We start from the raw sequence: 15164 nt of genomic DNA on the forward strand, positions 1-15164 counted from the left end.
GGGTCAGCCTTTCGCCTGTCTCTTGGCCTGTCGGGCGATGGCCTTATTGATCTGCAACCGCAGTTCCTCGGCCAGGATGCGCAGCGCCGCGCCCTTGTTCGCATCCCACACCGGACGGGCGAACGGCTGTGGCGCCGTGCCGGGGTGACGGGCACCGGCGAACTTACCGCCGACGATATGCGGGGCGGTCCCGAACTCGACCAGGTGGGCGTGGAATGCCCGCTCGCCCGGCCCGACGTACATGATGACCGGCGGCGCAGTTCCCTTGGCGGCGCGCCGCGCATCGCGCATGGCCTTGACCGCCGAAGCTTTGTCGAACCCCTGCCGCATTGCTTGGGAATAGGCGGCCTTCCCGACCTCGCCCTTGATCTTGGTGCTGATCGTGATGCTGCCTTTCAACACGCCGTCATCAACCGGCGCATGGGCCTCCATCGCCGCCTTGATCGGCTCGCCCGCCTTTTTCAGCGCATTGCGCGATACCGTCTTGCGTGTCGCCTGTTTGTCCAGCCGCATCAGTGTGGCCTCAAGCTCCTTGAAGCCCTCAAGCTTGAAGGTGACGTGCTTTGCCATCAGTCCAGCCGCGCCTGCGCTGTGATTTCCAGATAGTCCCGCCGGCCTAGCTCCTTGATACCGACGATATCGAACGTCAGCCGGCCCTCGGTGATCGTGTCAGCAGGACGGATGCCCCGCGTCATTTCAAACGAGCGCACCGTGAAGCGTGCCGCCAGCGTTGACATGACCGTGCCCGCAGCGGCCTTCTCGCCATCGCTCACGTCCTTCCTGGCTGCCCAGATGGTGCCGAGCGTGATCCACGTCTCGGTTGCGCCGAGGGGGCCGTTCGTCACCGTCCTGCGGCTGATGGTTATGCGGCGATCCAAGCTTCCTGTTTGTATCACGTCACCACCCCTCCCCGGCCTCCGGAGCCGGGAAGAATACCCGATAGCCGGACAGCAGATCGCGCACCGTCCGGGGCGGTACGGCATCGCCTTGGCTGTCGCCCTCGCCGCTGCGCTGCTGATACATGCGATCCGCCAACTGCATGATGGCGACGATGATCGCCTCGCCGGCGACCATCTGATAGCGGTTGTAGCGGGGATCTGTCGCCGGGGGCAGGTCTTCGGCGGCGGCATAGATCGGCCGGCCGATCCAGTTCCGCACCCGCAGTTCCGCCGCCAGGCCGATATTGGTGATCAGCCAATCCTCGGCATCGTGATCGACGCGCAGATGCACCTTCAGATCGGCCAGCGGAACGATCATTTCGCGGCCTTACCCTTCGGCGCTTCCTTGGCCTCGGCCGTCGCATGGGCATTGCCCTGATCATCAAGTGCCGAAGCTTTCGCGGCGGCGGCTTCGGCAATCGCCTTCTCGCGCTTGTCGAGATCGGCGGCGATATCTGCCAAGCGCTGAACCTCGGCCTCATGATCCGCAACGGATTCTGCATGGGCTTCCTCCCGGGCGGTGAGCTCCTCCTCGCGGGCCGACAGCGCGGCGCTGCTCTCATGCATCCAGCGCTGAAGCGCCGCCTTCACCTCATCATCGGAAAGCTCGATCTGCAGTGCGACCAGCTCCTGCGCCTTCTCCTTGGTAATGGAACCGCCATCGATCATGGCCTGCAGGCGGTCGTTCGGCTTGGGCGTGGCCACCGGCGCGAACCCGGGCGCGGCCCCGGTCATGTTCACCGCCAGGAAATCCTGCTGCGCCTTCTCCGCCGAGGCGATGTCGGCTTCAGTGGCCCGGACGAAGCGCTTGGTCTTGAGCAGCTTCTCGACGTCCTTGTCTTCGACCTCGACGATCCCATTGGCCTTGACCCGGCCATAGATCCCGATCGCGCCGCGGAGCGCTTTCAATTTCGGCATGTCCGAATTCCTTCTGTTCGGGGTTGAACCGGGCGCAACCAGCGCCGCGCCCGGCGGGATCATCAGGGGGTCGGGGTGTAGTAGCAGAGCGCCAGGGGGCGCTTGACCGCGACGACGCCGCGCTTCTCGCCGCGAACCGTCAGCATGTTCTTGTCGAAGTTGTCGCGGTTCTCCGACGACAGCAGGATCTCGATCCCCTGGCGCTCGTAGTAGGTGGCGGCCATCTTGAACGCGCCGGTCAGGAAATCTCCTTCGGGCATGTCCTCGGTGTCGACGATGCGACGCCCCCAAAGACGCGGCGTCGCGGTGCCGTCGAAGGGGTTGCCGAAGATGTACCGGCCGGTCGTGTCCTTCAGCATCTCGGCAGCGGCCCAGTCCCAGATATTCAGCACGTTCGCGTCGACGACATAGCCGGCGGCGGCAACCTGCAGGATGGCAAGGCGCAGGCGGTCCAGGATGGTCGCGCCGGCCGGCTCCCGGGCGGTCTGGCCATAGGCGGTGGCGTTGGTGATCAGGCCCGACATGTTCTCGCCGGTGCCGTCCCCCGCGAGGATCTGGGCGTTCTCGACCTTGTTGACCTCATAGGTCAGCGTGGTGTCAATGTCGGTGCGTAGCGCGGGAATGTCGTCCAGCATGTGCTTGTGGATTTCCATCCGGCCCGCGATAGTGCGCACCTCCTCCGATTCCGACACCCAGGTCTTGTCGATCAGCGGTTTCACAGTAACACCGTCGTCGGGCACGATGCCCGCGGCGCCGGTGCGCGCGACCTCGCGGAAGAACTTCAGCAGCGGCTGATCGGTCTGACCCACCGTCACCAGATCCTTCACCACCAGCTTCTTGTCCGGCTCGGCGATGATCTCGCTTTCCCGGCGCTCGGGGACCAGCACTCCACCGGAACCCGGCAGCGAGGTGATCGCGTTGAAGACGCCAAGCGACTGATCGCCCTGCACGCCGCTCTTGGCGAGCGCGCGGATCTTGTCGGTTGCCTCATCCATGACCATCTGGCCGAGTGACTTCGCAGCCCCCGCGCCACCGCGGACGCCGTTGGCCACGCGCTGCTCGAGCTCACGGGCCGAGGCCTGCATTTCGTCGAGGCGGCCCTTGAGTTCGCCCTGCTCCGCCAGCGCCTTGTCCACGCTGGCCTTGGTTTCTTCGGTCAGCCCGCCAAGGCGTTTCGCCTCGTCCAGCGCAGCCTGGGCACTCTTGTTGATGTTGCCGGTGACCTTGTCGAATTCGGCTTTGAACTCGCCGAACGCCTGTTCCATGTCGAAGGCCATGTCAGTTCTCCATTTTGGCCGATAGGGATTTGGCCCACCCGGTCAGGTTGGCCATCGTCTCGACAGCGCTCGGCATGTCGTCGTCAGCAGCGCCTGGCTTGCTGGTAAGGCGGTTGCGCAGGGCATTGGCCTGCGAGCGCGAATAGCCCGCCTTGCGGGCCATGAACGCGAATTCCGTGACGGCCTTGGCATCCTTGGCCTTCGCCTGGTCGGATGCCTCGATCTGGTCCGCATCCAGCAGCGCGTCGGCGAATCCCTGGTCGATGGCCGCGCGACCCGAAATCCATGTCTCGCGATCCATCATGGCGCCGATCTCTTTCGCGTCCGCCTTGGCGCGAAGGGCGTAAAGCTCTGCCATGACCTCGTCGAAGGCGGCCAGCTGGCCAGCCACGGTGGAAAGATCGTGCCGATCGCCGATGGCAAAGACCCAGGTGTTGTGGATCATCAGGAAGCCCGCCCGCGCGATCTCGACCTTGTCGCCTGCCATGGCGATGACCGAGGCTGCCGAGGCGGCCAGGCCGACGATGCGTACCGTGACATCGCCCTTGTGGCCGCGCAGCATGTTGTAGATCGCCAAGCCCTCGAACACGTCGCCGCCGGGGCTATTGATGTTCACGACCACGTCACGGTCGCCTGCGGACCGCAGCAGGGCGCCGACGCGACGGCCGGTAATGCCGTAGCCGTCCCAGCTCTCGCCAATCACGTCCATGACATCGATGACGAACGGCCCGCTGGCGTCGCCGGCAGCTTCGGCCTTGGCGCGCAACTCGGGCTGCCACTTCTCGAAGGCCTTGGGCGGGGCGCATTCGGCGCGTACGTCGTCGGGCCGCACACCGAAATGCGCGACCGGCATATGGTTCTTGGCCATGTCAGATCCTTTCGTTCAGCAGATCAATAGGCGACATCGCCGTCTGCACCATCAGCTCGTCGGCGACGCCGCCGCGGCGCTCCAGGTTGAGCTTGTCGCGCGCCTCGTCCCTGGTCATGATGCCGTTGGTCGTCATCGCGCGCAGGAACTCGGCCTTGGCCTTGCTGTCCATCTGGAGCATGGCCTCGCGGTTGAACTCGGCGTAGAGGTCGCGCTGATCGCGGATCGGGATCAGCTGCTTGCGGATCCGCTGCTCGACCTTTTTCAACACCGGGTTGATGCCCAGTTGCATCCAGGACAGGAAGATCTGCTCGACCCCCGTACCCCACATTGTCTGCCCTTCCGCAGAATGGCCGATGACGATGGGCGGCGTTCCGAACCAGCGGCAAACCTCCTCGATCGAGAAGCGCCGGGTTTCCAGCATTTGGGCATCGTCCGGATTCAGCGTCAGCTGCTCGAACTCCATGCCGGCCTCGAGGATCATCAGCTTGCCGGCCTTGGTCGATCCGGCATATTCGCTCATCATCGCCTGCAACTGCGGGCGCTGCTCCGGCATGATGCGCTGATTCGTCTTCAGCACGCCCGAGGCCTGCATGCCCGAGCCGAACATCTTGGCCGAAGCCTCGTCTGCCGCCATCGCCGCGCCGAGGGATTGCGTCCCCCAGCGGATCGGCGACAGACCTTCGTCGCCGCCGAACCCCCAGCCGCGAAGATGGAACATGTCCTGCCGCTGGACGATACGCCGGCGCGAACTGCCCAGTTCCAGGACCTCATAGGACAGCTGGTTCGTCACCTTGTTCCGGATCGGCGTCACATGGGTCGACGGGATAGGTGTCAGCGAGGCCGCCCGGCCATTGATCCAGAAGATCTCGGCATAGGCATTGCCCGTGGTCAGCATCCACGAGAACATGCCCTCCCAGAATTCGACCGGGGTCTGATCCTCGTTCGGCGACAGGCTGATCAGGTCGGCCAGCGCGCCGGATTGGGCCTGCCGACCGCTCGCCGTCTTGCGATACAGGTCCAACGGCAGCGAGGCCATGGCCTGCGCGCTGCGCGCGATGCAGGCCCAGACCGCCGAAATCGTCATGGCGGCCGAGAGCGTGACGACCTTGCCCGAACTATTGCTGGCGACGTAATAGCCCAGATCGCCGCCCTGCAGCGTCAGGCGCTGAGCCTTGGTAAGATCCGACAGCGCCGCCATGGGGCGACCGAACCTGTCGATAATGCCCCGGGGCAGGTCCATGTCAGATCACCATGATCGGATTGGCAAGGAAATCGCCGATCGGCGGCGCCGCCTGCGGATTGCTGAACATCAGCATCGCCGCATCGAAGGCCGCCATCAGGGGATCGATCTTGGCAGAGCCGGAAGCTTGCTTCGTCACCATGTAATTGCTCCCCTTGAGCTCCTGCTTGGCGTTGCCGACCGCCCAGTTCATGATCGGCTGGTCGGCGTGCAGCATCCGCCGCGATTCCAGCTTGAGCGGCACTGTCGAAACCGCGGTCTGGAGCTTCCAGCCCTGTTGGACCGCCTGGACCAGCGGCGAAACCATCCCCATCTCCTCGAGCGCATCGAGCAGCAGCGCGATCCCGGCGGCGTCAAGCCCGATGCCGCCCGCCTCTGGCAATCGGCCTGCCATCCGCACCCGGTCACATATCTCGGCCGCTTCGATCGCCTGTTGCTCCGGCGTGGCCGCAACCCGAAGGTCGCCGTCTTCCTCGAACCCGCGCAGCGCATCGGCGATCTGCGGCCGGGCCTTGAAGACCGTCTCGCGCGCCCAGGCGCGAACCCAGAGCAGCCAGACCTTGTCGCGCGACCGGCGGCCGAGAACGGCCAGCGCCGCCAGGTCGTCGGCACCGCCCCAGTCCGCGCCGATGGTGCAGACATCGCTTTCGTCCAGCAGCCGGTCGAGCGTGATCCAGTCGGCAGCGGCCGATTCCCAATGCACCGCACCCGACCAGGCATCGCCACCGAGGCCGACGCCGATTTCGATGTTCAGATGCTGGCTGGCCCAGATCTGCTCGGCCTCTTTCGAGACCTTGCCGTTGTTCTCGTAATCGTCCTCGAGCGCCTGTTCGTCGATCGACAGGCCGAGGTTCGGCAGGACCAGGTGCCAGTTGCCGCGGTCGCGCCAGTATTTCTCGTTGCGCTGGTGCTCCTCCGGGAACTCGTAGAGCACCGGCAACATGATCGGCGCCGGCCCGCCCTTGCCGTCTCGGATCGCCCGAGCCTTCTTCAGCTCCGATTTCCAAATGCCGGTCGGCATCTCGTCCGACTGGGTGGTGATCATCAGCACCTTGCCGCGAACCTTGGTGATGCCGCCGCCGCGGATCTGCTGCATGACCTTGGCGGCCTTGGCCTTCTTCCCCAGCTCGTGCAACTCGTCGATGATCGTAAGCACCGGGATTTCCCCGGTGACGATCTGGGTGTCGAAGGTCTTGACGTCCAGCGCCGTGCCGGTCTTGCGCCGCGTGATCGTCTTCAGGTGCTCCTGCACCTTGAAGATCAGCTTCAGCTTGTCGTCGAGGTTTATCATCCCCTGCGCCTGGTCGAAGCACCGTTCGGAGATGTTCTGGCTCGGCCCCACCAGCAGCATCTGCCGATTCGGCGCCTCCTCCATGTAGAGCGCCGTCAGCCCGAGTGCCGCGACATAGGTCGATTTCGAGTTCTTCTTCGGGACCATGCACAGCAGTTCCCAGACGATCTCGCGATGCGTGTCCGGATCTTCGCTGGCAAAGAACACCACCAGGATGGTCTTGAACCAGTCGCCGCAGGCTTCCGACATCGGCGGATTGCCGGGTACGTCGGGCAGCCGCAGCCGATTGAAGAACGCCAGGACGCGTGCCGCCTTCGCCTCGTTGACCGGAACATCGGCAATCGGCACCTCGCCGGCCTGAAGCTTCTCCCACCAATCCGGGCAGGCGAAGCGCGGCAGCGCCTCAGTGGCGGACATTGCCCTTGGTCTCCTGGTCCAGTTCCAGCGTCAGCGCCGCGTCGGCGTCCAGCGCCAGCACCTCGTCCAGGACCTTCTTGCCCAGCTTCTCTTTCGGCTCGGGCTGGTCCTTCGGCCGGGACGCATAGGTCCGCTCCGCTTCCATCTGGTCGAAGCGATCCAGCAGGCGGTCCACCTGCCGCATGGCACCGACGTTGCCGGCTTGGGCGGCCGCCATGGCCAACTCCAGCCGGCGGGCATCGAGCATGTCGCGCGCTACGGGGCGGATCTTCAGCTCCTGAAAAAAAAGCCGCCGAAATGTCGGAAGCGACATGCGGAGAACGGCGGCGATCCGTTCGTTGGACCAGCCCACCGCCAGCAACATGTTGACTTTGTTGCGATCTTCCAGCGTCGCCACCTTGCGGGGCCGGCCGGGCTTGCCGGACCCCGCGTCAACGGGGTTTCCGAACAGGTCGAAAACCTCTGCCATCAGAAAAAAATCTCCAGATGAGGGGGGCGCGGGTCCGCGGCCCACAGGCCCCCTGACTTTCGACCCACCCCCCCTTCGGGGGTCCGAGGGGTCGATTTGGGGCGGGTTCGAGGTCAGCGCGGGCGCGGCGGCGCCGCCCATGGGGTCGGGGCGCCGCAGCCCGAGCATCTGGTCCCTGTGGCGGCCGATCCGCACCAGCTGCAAGGCGGCAAGCTCAGCACGGGCGGCGATGCGCCGGCGCAAGGCGGGGTCAGGATGGGCGGCATGCCCGTTCCTCGCGCTGTTTGTCCCGGTTGTGGCAGGTGGCGCAGAGGCATTGCAGGTTGCCGGGGTCGAAGAACAGCGCGCGCTCGCCACGATGCGGCCGGATATGGTCGGCCACCAGGTCGCGGCTTTGGCCAATGACGCCGCAGCGGGCACAGGTGAACAACGCCGACGCAAGGCAGTCCCAGCGGAGCCGCTGCCACTCGGCCGTCTTGTACCATTTGCGCCATGGCACCATTTGGTCGCGACGCTTGAGCCGATCCGGCCCGGCACCAATAGACGAGACCCGCGACGACAACGAGCCGACGCGCGGTGCCAGTTGCTTGAGCCGTGCCATTGATGTCCCAGCAGTAAGAAAGCCGGTCGGGGCGGTCTCTGCTACCACACTTCGCCCGCCCCGACCTTCCACCCATCATCCGCAGGGGATCATGGAAACGACAACGCCCGCTCGGGACATGATCCCTGCGGGCGCAATTCTTGATACTATGGAATTCTGTCTCACAGACGGACTTAAGCAGTCAAGAAGTTTTTTTGCCTCGATATCCAATCATCCGGTCCAGCGCCGCGCACAGCGCCTCGGTGACGGCTTTCCTGTGGTCGCCTTTTATCGACCAGCCATGGCTGGACAGCACCTCGTCCAGCGTGCAGCCCTTGATGCAGACCATATCCACCAGCACTCGATCCATGATCGGGCCGCGTTGCGTCTCGCCCCGCTTGGACGGCCTGATGCGGCGCAGCGTCATAGCAGCGCCAGCGCCGATGCGATTGCGCAGGATGGCCAGTTCCTGGGCGACTTCCAGATGCCGGTCCATCCATCCCATGCTGTCACCGCCCGCCCGTGACGCATCGAGGCGCGAAAGCTTGGTGCCGTCGGCCGCCGCCCGTTCGACCAAGGCTGCATAGCGCCGGCCCATGGCGATCTGGCCAGGCGTCACTGGGCACGGCTTCTTGCGGCGAAGAGCGGACGCGACCATGCGATCGAACACATCCGCGGCGCGGACGCTTTCCCGGTGGCCATATCCGGTCGGGGCGGCCACCCATTTGTCCAGCCCGCGATGATCGACGCCATTGGGGACCATGGTCAGCTGCGGCTCAACCACGAAGGGACCGCGGGCCGGCGCCGCGATGGTATCCGGCCCGCAGCGATCCGGGATCGCACAAGCTTCGCGGATGGAAGCCAACCGCGCCGCCTCTTCGGCGCGCGTGCGTTCTCGGGCATCCTGGGCAGCCCGCACCAGGACCTTGCCCGCATCGATCCTCTCTTCCCTACTCATCATCTTGTGGTTTCCTTCTGGCATTCCGCTATATCTTGCTTTCCGCTTTTCGGACTTGGGTTTGACGGGCTTAGTAAGAGTGGAAATGGGCTCGAAAATGGGCGCATAACCCATTCTGTCGTTTGTTTGTTTTCAATGGCTTGAACCTTGTTTTTGGGCCTGACGGGCTTGATGGGCTTGAGAATCCACCCTTTGCGTAAGTGCCTTTTCCCCTGACCCCTCGAGGAATACGCGCGCGGGTACATGTCGATTTTTCAGGCCCGCCCGGCCCGTCAGGCCCAAAAACTACAATCAAGCCGTTGATATTGCGCATGTGGCACCCCCGGACCCCGTGCAGATTTCAGGCCCACGCTCACAGCCAGCAAAGCCCACCAGGCCCAACAACGATGGCAAGGCCCAAAGACGCGTGACGGGCCCGCAGGCCCGCCAGATCGATAGAAGACGTGGAATGGGGTGCGGGGTCATCGCGGACTGCTCCATGACGAGTTCTGGGACGCGCGCGCCTCGGCCTCTCGCATTCGCGCGGAAAAGGCGTCCGACAACCGGATGCCCCGATATCCCGTGACCCCGGATTTCCCGGCCGCGAAGGGCTTCTGGGTGTCCGGGTGCCGCCATGTCCCGGCCTTGGCCTTCAAGCGGTTCGATACCGTCCTGTTGCCCCAGCGGGTCTCGCCCCGCTCCTCGATCCAGAAATTGAACGCCTCGATCAGCTCGCGGGCGGTCATGAAATCGCCCTCATATCCGGTGACGGTCGTCGCATCGGCCAGGAAGGTGCCGATCGGGTCGCTATCCTTGCGGTAGCCCTCGGTGGCCATGGTGACGTCTTCGGGCTCCTGCAAGCCGCCATCCAGATAGTCCAGCAAGCCCTGCACCAGCCAGTTCAGGATGCCGGATCGTTCCTGCCAAAGGATCTCATCAAGTTCCTTCTTCGGGATGCGCTTGTTCTCGGGGATCTGGACCGGGAACGTCACGAGCATCAAACGCCGCCAGATCCCGTCGTCGCCGCCACGGATATCGGGTAAGTGGTTGCCCGATATCGTCAGCTTAAAGATGGGCTGGAAGGTGATCATGTCCGTGTACAGCGCACGCACCATCATCGGCTCGCCGCCGGTCAGCGCCTTCACCAGACCTTCCTGCAAGCGCTCGCCCTCTTCGGGCTCCGATGTCCGAACCATGCGGGCACCGATCAGCGGGATCAGGTCAGGCTGTGAATCCGAGCCGGATTTCTTGTTTTTGCCGGTCAGGCTCTCGATCTTGGCGGTGGCGGCGTAATCGCCCATCATCCTGGCCATAAGATCGACCAGGACCGATTTCCCGTTCGCACCGCCGCCGTGGAAAAACGCCAGCTTCTGAATGTCGATGCCCGACATGGACAAGCCAAACCAGCGCTGGAGGAACCGCCGCATTTCGATATTCGGCTGGATCTGCTGAAGGAACGCATCAAAGCGCGGACAGGTGGCGTCGGGCTCATATTCCACCGGCACGACTTTGGTCAGCAGCTGCCCACGGTCGGGCGGAATAAGCTCCACCTCGGACATGGGCGTCATCCCTTCTTGCGGATCGCCGGCGATCCGCTTGAACCGCAGCACCCCCGAAAGCGTGTTCACGTCCAGGTCGCCGCGGTCCATCTCATCGACGGCATGGGCCAGCATGACACGAGCTTCGTTGATCATGTTGGACATCGGACCGCTGTTGCCCGCGTTCTTCGCATGGGTCAGTCGCCGGCCGATCAGGCTCTTGTGCGATTTCAAAGCGCCATCGATGGTCCGCAATCGCGCGCCGATCTGGCCGAGTTCCGTGATAAGGGTTTCATCGCCGGCATAATCCGGGGTGGCTTCGATCTCTATCCGGCGCTTCCGCAGGTCGCGCTCTTCGTTGAGCAGCTGGCGATCGCGCTTGGACGGCTGGAGGAAGTCGATCTCCTTCTCGATCAGCCCGGACATCTGGTGCGCCCGCCCCCTGATCAGAGGCGAACAATCGCGGCTGATCTCGGGATCACGCTTCCAGCGCGCGCCGTCCCAGACGAACCAGCCGACCTGCGAGACGAACAGGATGTTTTCGCCGAAATGGATGCGAAAGCGCTGGCCGTTGCCGATATCGTTGAGCGGTTGCCGCGACGACGCGCTGACAGGATCTTCGGGCTCTCCCCCCTGGTCTGGTCCATTTTCCGGAGGGGGCGGCGGGGGAGAGTAATCATCCGGGCATCCATCATCACCGGAATCGGGCGCCACACCCTCGGGCAGGTCGACCTCTTCGGCATTGCTCATCACGGCCCGGACCTGCCCGAGCGCGTCGTTGTCACTCATCTCGCTGTCCCATCAGGATATCGTTGAGATCGCGGCCGTCGCCGGCATGGACGATGTATCCCCGCAGGCCCGGCCGCTTGATCTTGGCGCGCCGCAACCCCGCGAGGAGCTTGGCGCGCGTCAGTTTCGGATCACTGTCCCCGTCCTGGACGAAGATCAGCCGCTTGACCCAAGCCGGCGGCAGCCAGGCGTCGGTGTCGTCCATGTCGGGCAGGCCAGCATATTTCAGGCCGGGGCCGCGTTGCATGCGGCCCGCCATGTTGCCCAGATCCACGCCGCACCAATAGGCGCAGCGCCTGGGCGTGGCCTCCGCGATCAGGGCGGAAAGGGTCGTCTCGACCCCCTCGGCCATGATCATGGTGTCGCAGTCCGGCGGCGTCATGAACCGGATGACGGCCCCCTTCTTCGAGCCCAGCACCTTCTTGCTGGGCAGCGTCTCGCCCGGCTTGCGCGGATCGGTCAGTATCAACTTGCCCTTGGGCTGGCCTAGGTCGAGCCAGGTGCGATGCACCGCCGTCACCCGGTTGCCCGCATCCACCACCGCCGCGATCATCGCAGGCCCGACATGCAGGGTCTGCCATTCCTGCGACTTGCCCTCGACCGGCACCGTATAGCGGGCCTCGGGATCAAAGCGCAGGACCTGCGGCAGGTCGGGATAAAGCGCGGGCTCGATGCCGCGCAGGGTCAGGTAATCCCGCACCGCCGTGCCCTCGGCCGGGACGCCGGCGAACCAGATATCCCGTGCGGCCCGGATCGAGTTTTCGCGCGTGCGGCGGGCGATATCGGACTGCTTGCGCCGATTCTCTTCGGCCTTGCGCCTGCGCTCGGCGCGTTCGGCATCGGACAGGCCTTGGGCCGGACCGCAAAGCCATTCCAGCGCAGCCCGAAAATCCAGCCCCAGCACATGCTGCACCAGCGCGATCTGGTCGCCGCGGGCATGCGGCCCGCATTCTTTCCGGCAGGTGAATATCCCGTCCCTCAGATTAACCCCGAACCGATCACGCCCGCCGCATTGCGGGCACGGCCCGACCATCTCGCCGCCGGTGCGGACCAGGCCGGACAGCTCCAGCCGCGCCACCACATCGGCGATGGGCATGGCCTTGGCTTCGTCGAGGCGATGATCGTCCCGCATCACGTCCGGCCCCGCGGGCCCCGCACATGCTCCCAGGCATCTGCCAGCCGTCGGCGATCCCAATCGTTCATCGCCTTGCGAGCCCGATCATGCAGCCCGCCATAGCATCCCGGAACCGATACCCGGCAGGTCAGGAACTGATCGGCCGTCTGGATCAACCCCATCAGGCGCGTGTTTTCGCGCGACACGCCCGGCATCAAGTCGCGCATCACGCCGACGACCAGGTCCAGGTCCTCGCGATCCGTGATCGGGGGCCTGGAAAGCACGCCCAGGGCGTGGATCATGGCCTGATCATGCAATGAGAGGCGTAGCGGATCAGCCATGGATGTCGGCCCTCGCGTCAGCGTCCGGCCAGGTGGTCCGCTCGACCGCCCGGATCAGGCGGTCCCCGGCGGCGGCCAGATTAGGGACATAGCGACGCAGCGCTGGCAGCTCCGAGACGAAGCGCCGCATCTCATGGGTCAGGTCGTGATCAGCGCCGAACACGCCGTCAAGCTGTGCCGCTGCCGCCTCGATGTCGCGCATGTTCACGGCGCCGAGCCGCGCGGAATAGGCCACCGCCAGCATCGACATTCGGGCCCTGATTGCCGCGATCGACATAAGCCTGGCTGCGGTGTTGCTTTTCAAATCCTGTGGTTGCGCGTGCATGGTCAAATCCTCTTGGCGCGTTGGTTCGGCGGGGCGGCCCAAGGGAGGATTGACCGCCCCGCCTGACACGCCATGATCCGCTGCCTCGATCCCGGCGTGTGTTTTTGCCCTGCCGCCACAAGACGGCTCTCGGCCGGGCCAGCCGCAGGTTCCACGATCCCGGTCTAGTCCCGCCCGAGGCGGCCGGAATCGTGACGGGTGGACCAGGTGCTGCGCCCCGGCTGTCTCCCCCGCCCCGGGCAACCTGAAAGCCCGAAACTCATCACTGCCCCCACATCACATCGGCATAGCGGGGCAGCGTCTGCATGGCGAAATCCACGGCGTCGCCGCAGGGACGATGCGTGCCCTCGCGCCAGTTGCAGCCGGTCTGCTTGGTCACGCCGAAGTGCTGGCCGCAGGCCTCGGCCGTGGAAAAGCTGACGATCATCAGCATCGACCAGCGCCGCAGGAAGTCGTCGGTATCGCGCCGCTGCGCGTGGACATGCGCCCGGCGCCGCGCTGCCGCCGAGCGGCCGCGGCCGCCCGCCGGCGTGAAGGACATTTGCCGCGCGGGCAGGTCAGATCGCTTCCGATCCGGAACTTTGCAAATCAGGGACATGAGGATGCTCTTGGGGTTGTGCCGCCTTGGCGGCGGGTTGAGAGGATTGCGCGTCCAACGTTTCGGATGGGACAGGTTCGACCCACGACGAAACAGGGACGGCGCCATTGGTGACACGCTCGATCTTCTGCGCGAGCTTCAGGCTGGGCGTTACAAGCCCGCGCATGAGCTTGGAGACCGTTCCCTGCCGCACACCGATTCGCGAGGCGAACTGCGCCTGCGTTTCATTGGAAGCTTTCAGATGATGTTCGAGCATAGTCATGGAGCATGATATGACCGTCAGGAATATTCCCGTCAAGCATTATATTCCTGATGCGCGTTTGCGCCTCACCGCGAAACAAACGATCATTGCGCTATGAACATAGAACGCCTTCGCCGCGACCGCGGTCTCAACCAGGACGAACTGGCCGAGATGGCTGGCGTAAAGCAGTCGACGATCTCCAAGATCGAGGGCGGCTTTGATGGCGTAACTCTAAGGGTTCTCAAGCAGATTGCCGCTGCACTCGAGGTCGAGGCCGTTGACCTCTTCACCGATGATCGAACGCGCGCAGAAGCAGCGCTTATTCGGGCGTTTCGAAAGCTTTCTCCAGAACGTCAGCAGGGATGGCTTGATCTTGCCGAGACTCTAGTTCGCGACGGCGATGCAGGGTCAAAACAAGAACCCTAAACTGGTCGGCCGACATGGCGCTCAACAGTGCCGCGAACCTCTCCTCGTTGCTCATACCAGCCTCCCGGAACATTAAGTGAACAAATACTGCCCCGCTGCCCGACATGGGCGCAAGCGGTGACTCGGCAATATTTTGCTTGCGCTCGCATAATTCCTAGCAAGAATTTTTAGGATTGACAGGAATATTCCTGACAGTCATTTTCAAGCCATCCGCAACCGTTGGATGGAGCGTCCCATGCAGGCCTTGCCTCTTCTGAACTGCCCCCGTGCGGTCCACGCTGCCCGCGCACTGATCGCCGACCCCGAGCGCGCCGCGCAGCAGCCGCTCTACGTCCGCACCATGGCGTGGCAAATCGCCCGCGATCGAGCCTGCCGCGACCATGTTCGCTATCACCTAAGCCACCTCCCGGAGGGCGCGTGATGGCTGCCATCGACAACATCGGGTTCCAGATCCGGGATTTCGCCCGCCGGGTGCCACAGAAGCGTAGCCGCTCGGCCTGCGCCGCCTGCTGGTTCGTGCGCGGCCTGTTCGTCGCCGGCCTGGTCTTCTGGCTGATCCTCGCCGCCTTCGCGCTCTGGTCCTACCTGCCCGAGGCCGGCACCGTGCTGGACTACCTGTCTCCGACGGCGGTCCAGGCGCGCGATGCCGGCTGGGTTGCGCTTTCGGAGGGGTCGAGATGATGCGGACCTATTTCGGCACCCGCAACAGGCGCACCGGGCTGGTCCGGCTGCTGTCCGCGGCTGAACTCGCCCGATTTTTCGACAACCGCGACCCGCGCGACTGGACCGATCCTGTCTCGATCTGCGCGACCGAATGGGTGTCCTGACACCCGCATCCCCAAGTTCCTGCCCGC

Annotated in this window: 21 protein-coding genes; 4 read left to right on the forward strand and 17 right to left on the reverse strand. The window is 64.6% G+C overall.

Going from position 1 to position 15164, the window contains the following annotated elements:
* Window positions 1-3: 3 nt before the first annotated feature.
* The 17 genes from F3H32_RS07290 to F3H32_RS07370 form a co-directional block, all read right to left on the reverse strand.
* Window positions 4-570, reverse strand: a complete 567-nt coding sequence (locus F3H32_RS07290; protein WP_149765261.1) for an HK97-gp10 family putative phage morphogenesis protein — start codon at window positions 568-570, stop codon at window positions 4-6.
* Window positions 570-983 carry a phage head completion protein gene (locus F3H32_RS07295; RefSeq protein WP_441339208.1) on the reverse strand — a complete coding sequence of 138 codons (414 nt, stop codon included), beginning with the start codon at window positions 981-983 and terminating at the stop codon, window positions 570-572. The genes F3H32_RS07290 and F3H32_RS07295 overlap by 1 nt, the downstream gene beginning before the upstream one ends.
* Entirely contained in the window at window positions 898-1257 is a 360-nt protein-coding gene (locus F3H32_RS07300) for a head-tail connector protein (RefSeq protein ID WP_149765262.1), read from the reverse strand. The genes F3H32_RS07295 and F3H32_RS07300 overlap by 86 nt, the downstream gene beginning before the upstream one ends.
* Window positions 1254-1856 carry a hypothetical protein gene (locus tag F3H32_RS07305; protein WP_147296765.1) on the reverse strand — a complete coding sequence of 201 codons (603 nt, stop codon included), beginning with the start codon at window positions 1854-1856 and terminating at the stop codon, window positions 1254-1256. Before F3H32_RS07305 ends, F3H32_RS07300 begins: the two co-directional genes overlap by 4 nt.
* Before the next feature lie 62 nt (window positions 1857-1918).
* Window positions 1919-3133 carry a phage major capsid protein gene (locus tag F3H32_RS07310; RefSeq protein WP_115754574.1) on the reverse strand — a complete coding sequence of 405 codons (1215 nt, stop codon included), beginning with the start codon at window positions 3131-3133 and terminating at the stop codon, window positions 1919-1921.
* Window position 3134: 1 nt separating this feature from the next.
* Window positions 3135-3986 carry a head maturation protease, ClpP-related gene (locus F3H32_RS07315; protein WP_149765263.1) on the reverse strand — a complete coding sequence of 284 codons (852 nt, stop codon included), beginning with the start codon at window positions 3984-3986 and terminating at the stop codon, window positions 3135-3137.
* A 16-nt stretch (window positions 3987-4002) separates the two neighbouring features.
* On the reverse strand, window positions 4003-5244 hold the full coding sequence (locus F3H32_RS07320) for a phage portal protein (protein ID WP_149765264.1): 1242 nt from the start codon (window positions 5242-5244) through the stop codon (window positions 4003-4005).
* A gap of 1 nt (window position 5245) precedes the next feature.
* Window positions 5246-6883, reverse strand: a complete 1638-nt coding sequence (locus tag F3H32_RS07325) for a terminase large subunit domain-containing protein (RefSeq protein ID WP_223191372.1) — start codon at window positions 6881-6883, stop codon at window positions 5246-5248.
* A 55-nt stretch (window positions 6884-6938) separates the two neighbouring features.
* The gene (locus F3H32_RS07330) at window positions 6939-7421 is read right to left on the reverse strand and encodes a helix-turn-helix transcriptional regulator (protein ID WP_115754571.1); all 483 of its coding nucleotides are present in this window, start codon (window positions 7419-7421) and stop codon (window positions 6939-6941) included.
* Between the two features lie 250 nt (window positions 7422-7671).
* Entirely contained in the window at window positions 7672-8022 is a 351-nt protein-coding gene (locus F3H32_RS07335) for an HNH endonuclease (RefSeq protein WP_149765265.1), read from the reverse strand.
* Between the two features lie 181 nt (window positions 8023-8203).
* Entirely contained in the window at window positions 8204-9073 is an 870-nt protein-coding gene (locus F3H32_RS07340; RefSeq protein ID WP_223191373.1) for a hypothetical protein, read from the reverse strand.
* A gap of 347 nt (window positions 9074-9420) precedes the next feature.
* The gene (locus tag F3H32_RS07345) at window positions 9421-11265 is read right to left on the reverse strand and encodes a DNA primase family protein (RefSeq protein ID WP_149765266.1); all 1845 of its coding nucleotides are present in this window, start codon (window positions 11263-11265) and stop codon (window positions 9421-9423) included.
* On the reverse strand, window positions 11258-12397 hold the full coding sequence (locus F3H32_RS07350; RefSeq protein WP_223191374.1) for a DUF7146 domain-containing protein: 1140 nt from the start codon (window positions 12395-12397) through the stop codon (window positions 11258-11260). The genes F3H32_RS07345 and F3H32_RS07350 overlap by 8 nt, the downstream gene beginning before the upstream one ends.
* Window positions 12397-12681, reverse strand: coding sequence for a hypothetical protein (locus F3H32_RS07355; protein WP_149765268.1), 285 nt, complete (start codon window positions 12679-12681; stop codon window positions 12397-12399). The genes F3H32_RS07350 and F3H32_RS07355 overlap by 1 nt, the downstream gene beginning before the upstream one ends.
* A 31-nt stretch (window positions 12682-12712) precedes the next feature.
* Window positions 12713-13045, reverse strand: coding sequence for a hypothetical protein (locus F3H32_RS07360; RefSeq protein WP_149765269.1), 333 nt, complete (start codon window positions 13043-13045; stop codon window positions 12713-12715).
* A 262-nt stretch (window positions 13046-13307) separates the two neighbouring features.
* Complete coding sequence (locus F3H32_RS07365; protein WP_149765270.1) at window positions 13308-13586, reverse strand: hypothetical protein; 279 nt, start codon at window positions 13584-13586, stop codon at window positions 13308-13310.
* 16 nt (window positions 13587-13602) lie between these two features.
* A complete protein-coding gene (locus F3H32_RS07370) occupies window positions 13603-13905 on the reverse strand; it encodes a helix-turn-helix domain-containing protein (protein ID WP_149765271.1) in 303 nt (100 codons plus the stop codon).
* 93 nt (window positions 13906-13998) lie between these two features.
* On the opposite strand from F3H32_RS07370, the gene F3H32_RS07375 reads away from it, so the two are divergent.
* The 4 genes from F3H32_RS07375 (at window position 13999) to F3H32_RS17680 (ending at window position 15137) form a co-directional block, all read left to right on the forward strand.
* Window positions 13999-14310: a helix-turn-helix domain-containing protein gene (locus F3H32_RS07375; RefSeq protein ID WP_149765272.1), complete on the forward strand. Its 312-nt coding sequence runs from the start codon at window positions 13999-14001 to the stop codon at window positions 14308-14310.
* 223 nt (window positions 14311-14533) lie between these two features.
* Window positions 14534-14731: a hypothetical protein gene (locus F3H32_RS07380; protein WP_149765273.1), complete on the forward strand. Its 198-nt coding sequence runs from the start codon at window positions 14534-14536 to the stop codon at window positions 14729-14731.
* A complete protein-coding gene (locus F3H32_RS07385; protein ID WP_149765274.1) occupies window positions 14731-14991 on the forward strand; it encodes a hypothetical protein in 261 nt (86 codons plus the stop codon). The genes F3H32_RS07380 and F3H32_RS07385 overlap by 1 nt, the downstream gene beginning before the upstream one ends.
* Window positions 14988-15137 (forward strand): hypothetical protein, encoded by a 150-nt coding sequence (locus F3H32_RS17680; protein ID WP_188128616.1) that lies wholly within the window; start codon window positions 14988-14990, stop codon window positions 15135-15137. Before F3H32_RS07385 ends, F3H32_RS17680 begins: the two co-directional genes overlap by 4 nt.
* Window positions 15138-15164: the final 27 nt, after the last annotated feature.

The sequence above is a fragment of the Paracoccus thiocyanatus genome (assembly GCF_900156255.1).
GTDB lineage: Bacteria > Pseudomonadota > Alphaproteobacteria > Rhodobacterales > Rhodobacteraceae > Paracoccus > Paracoccus thiocyanatus.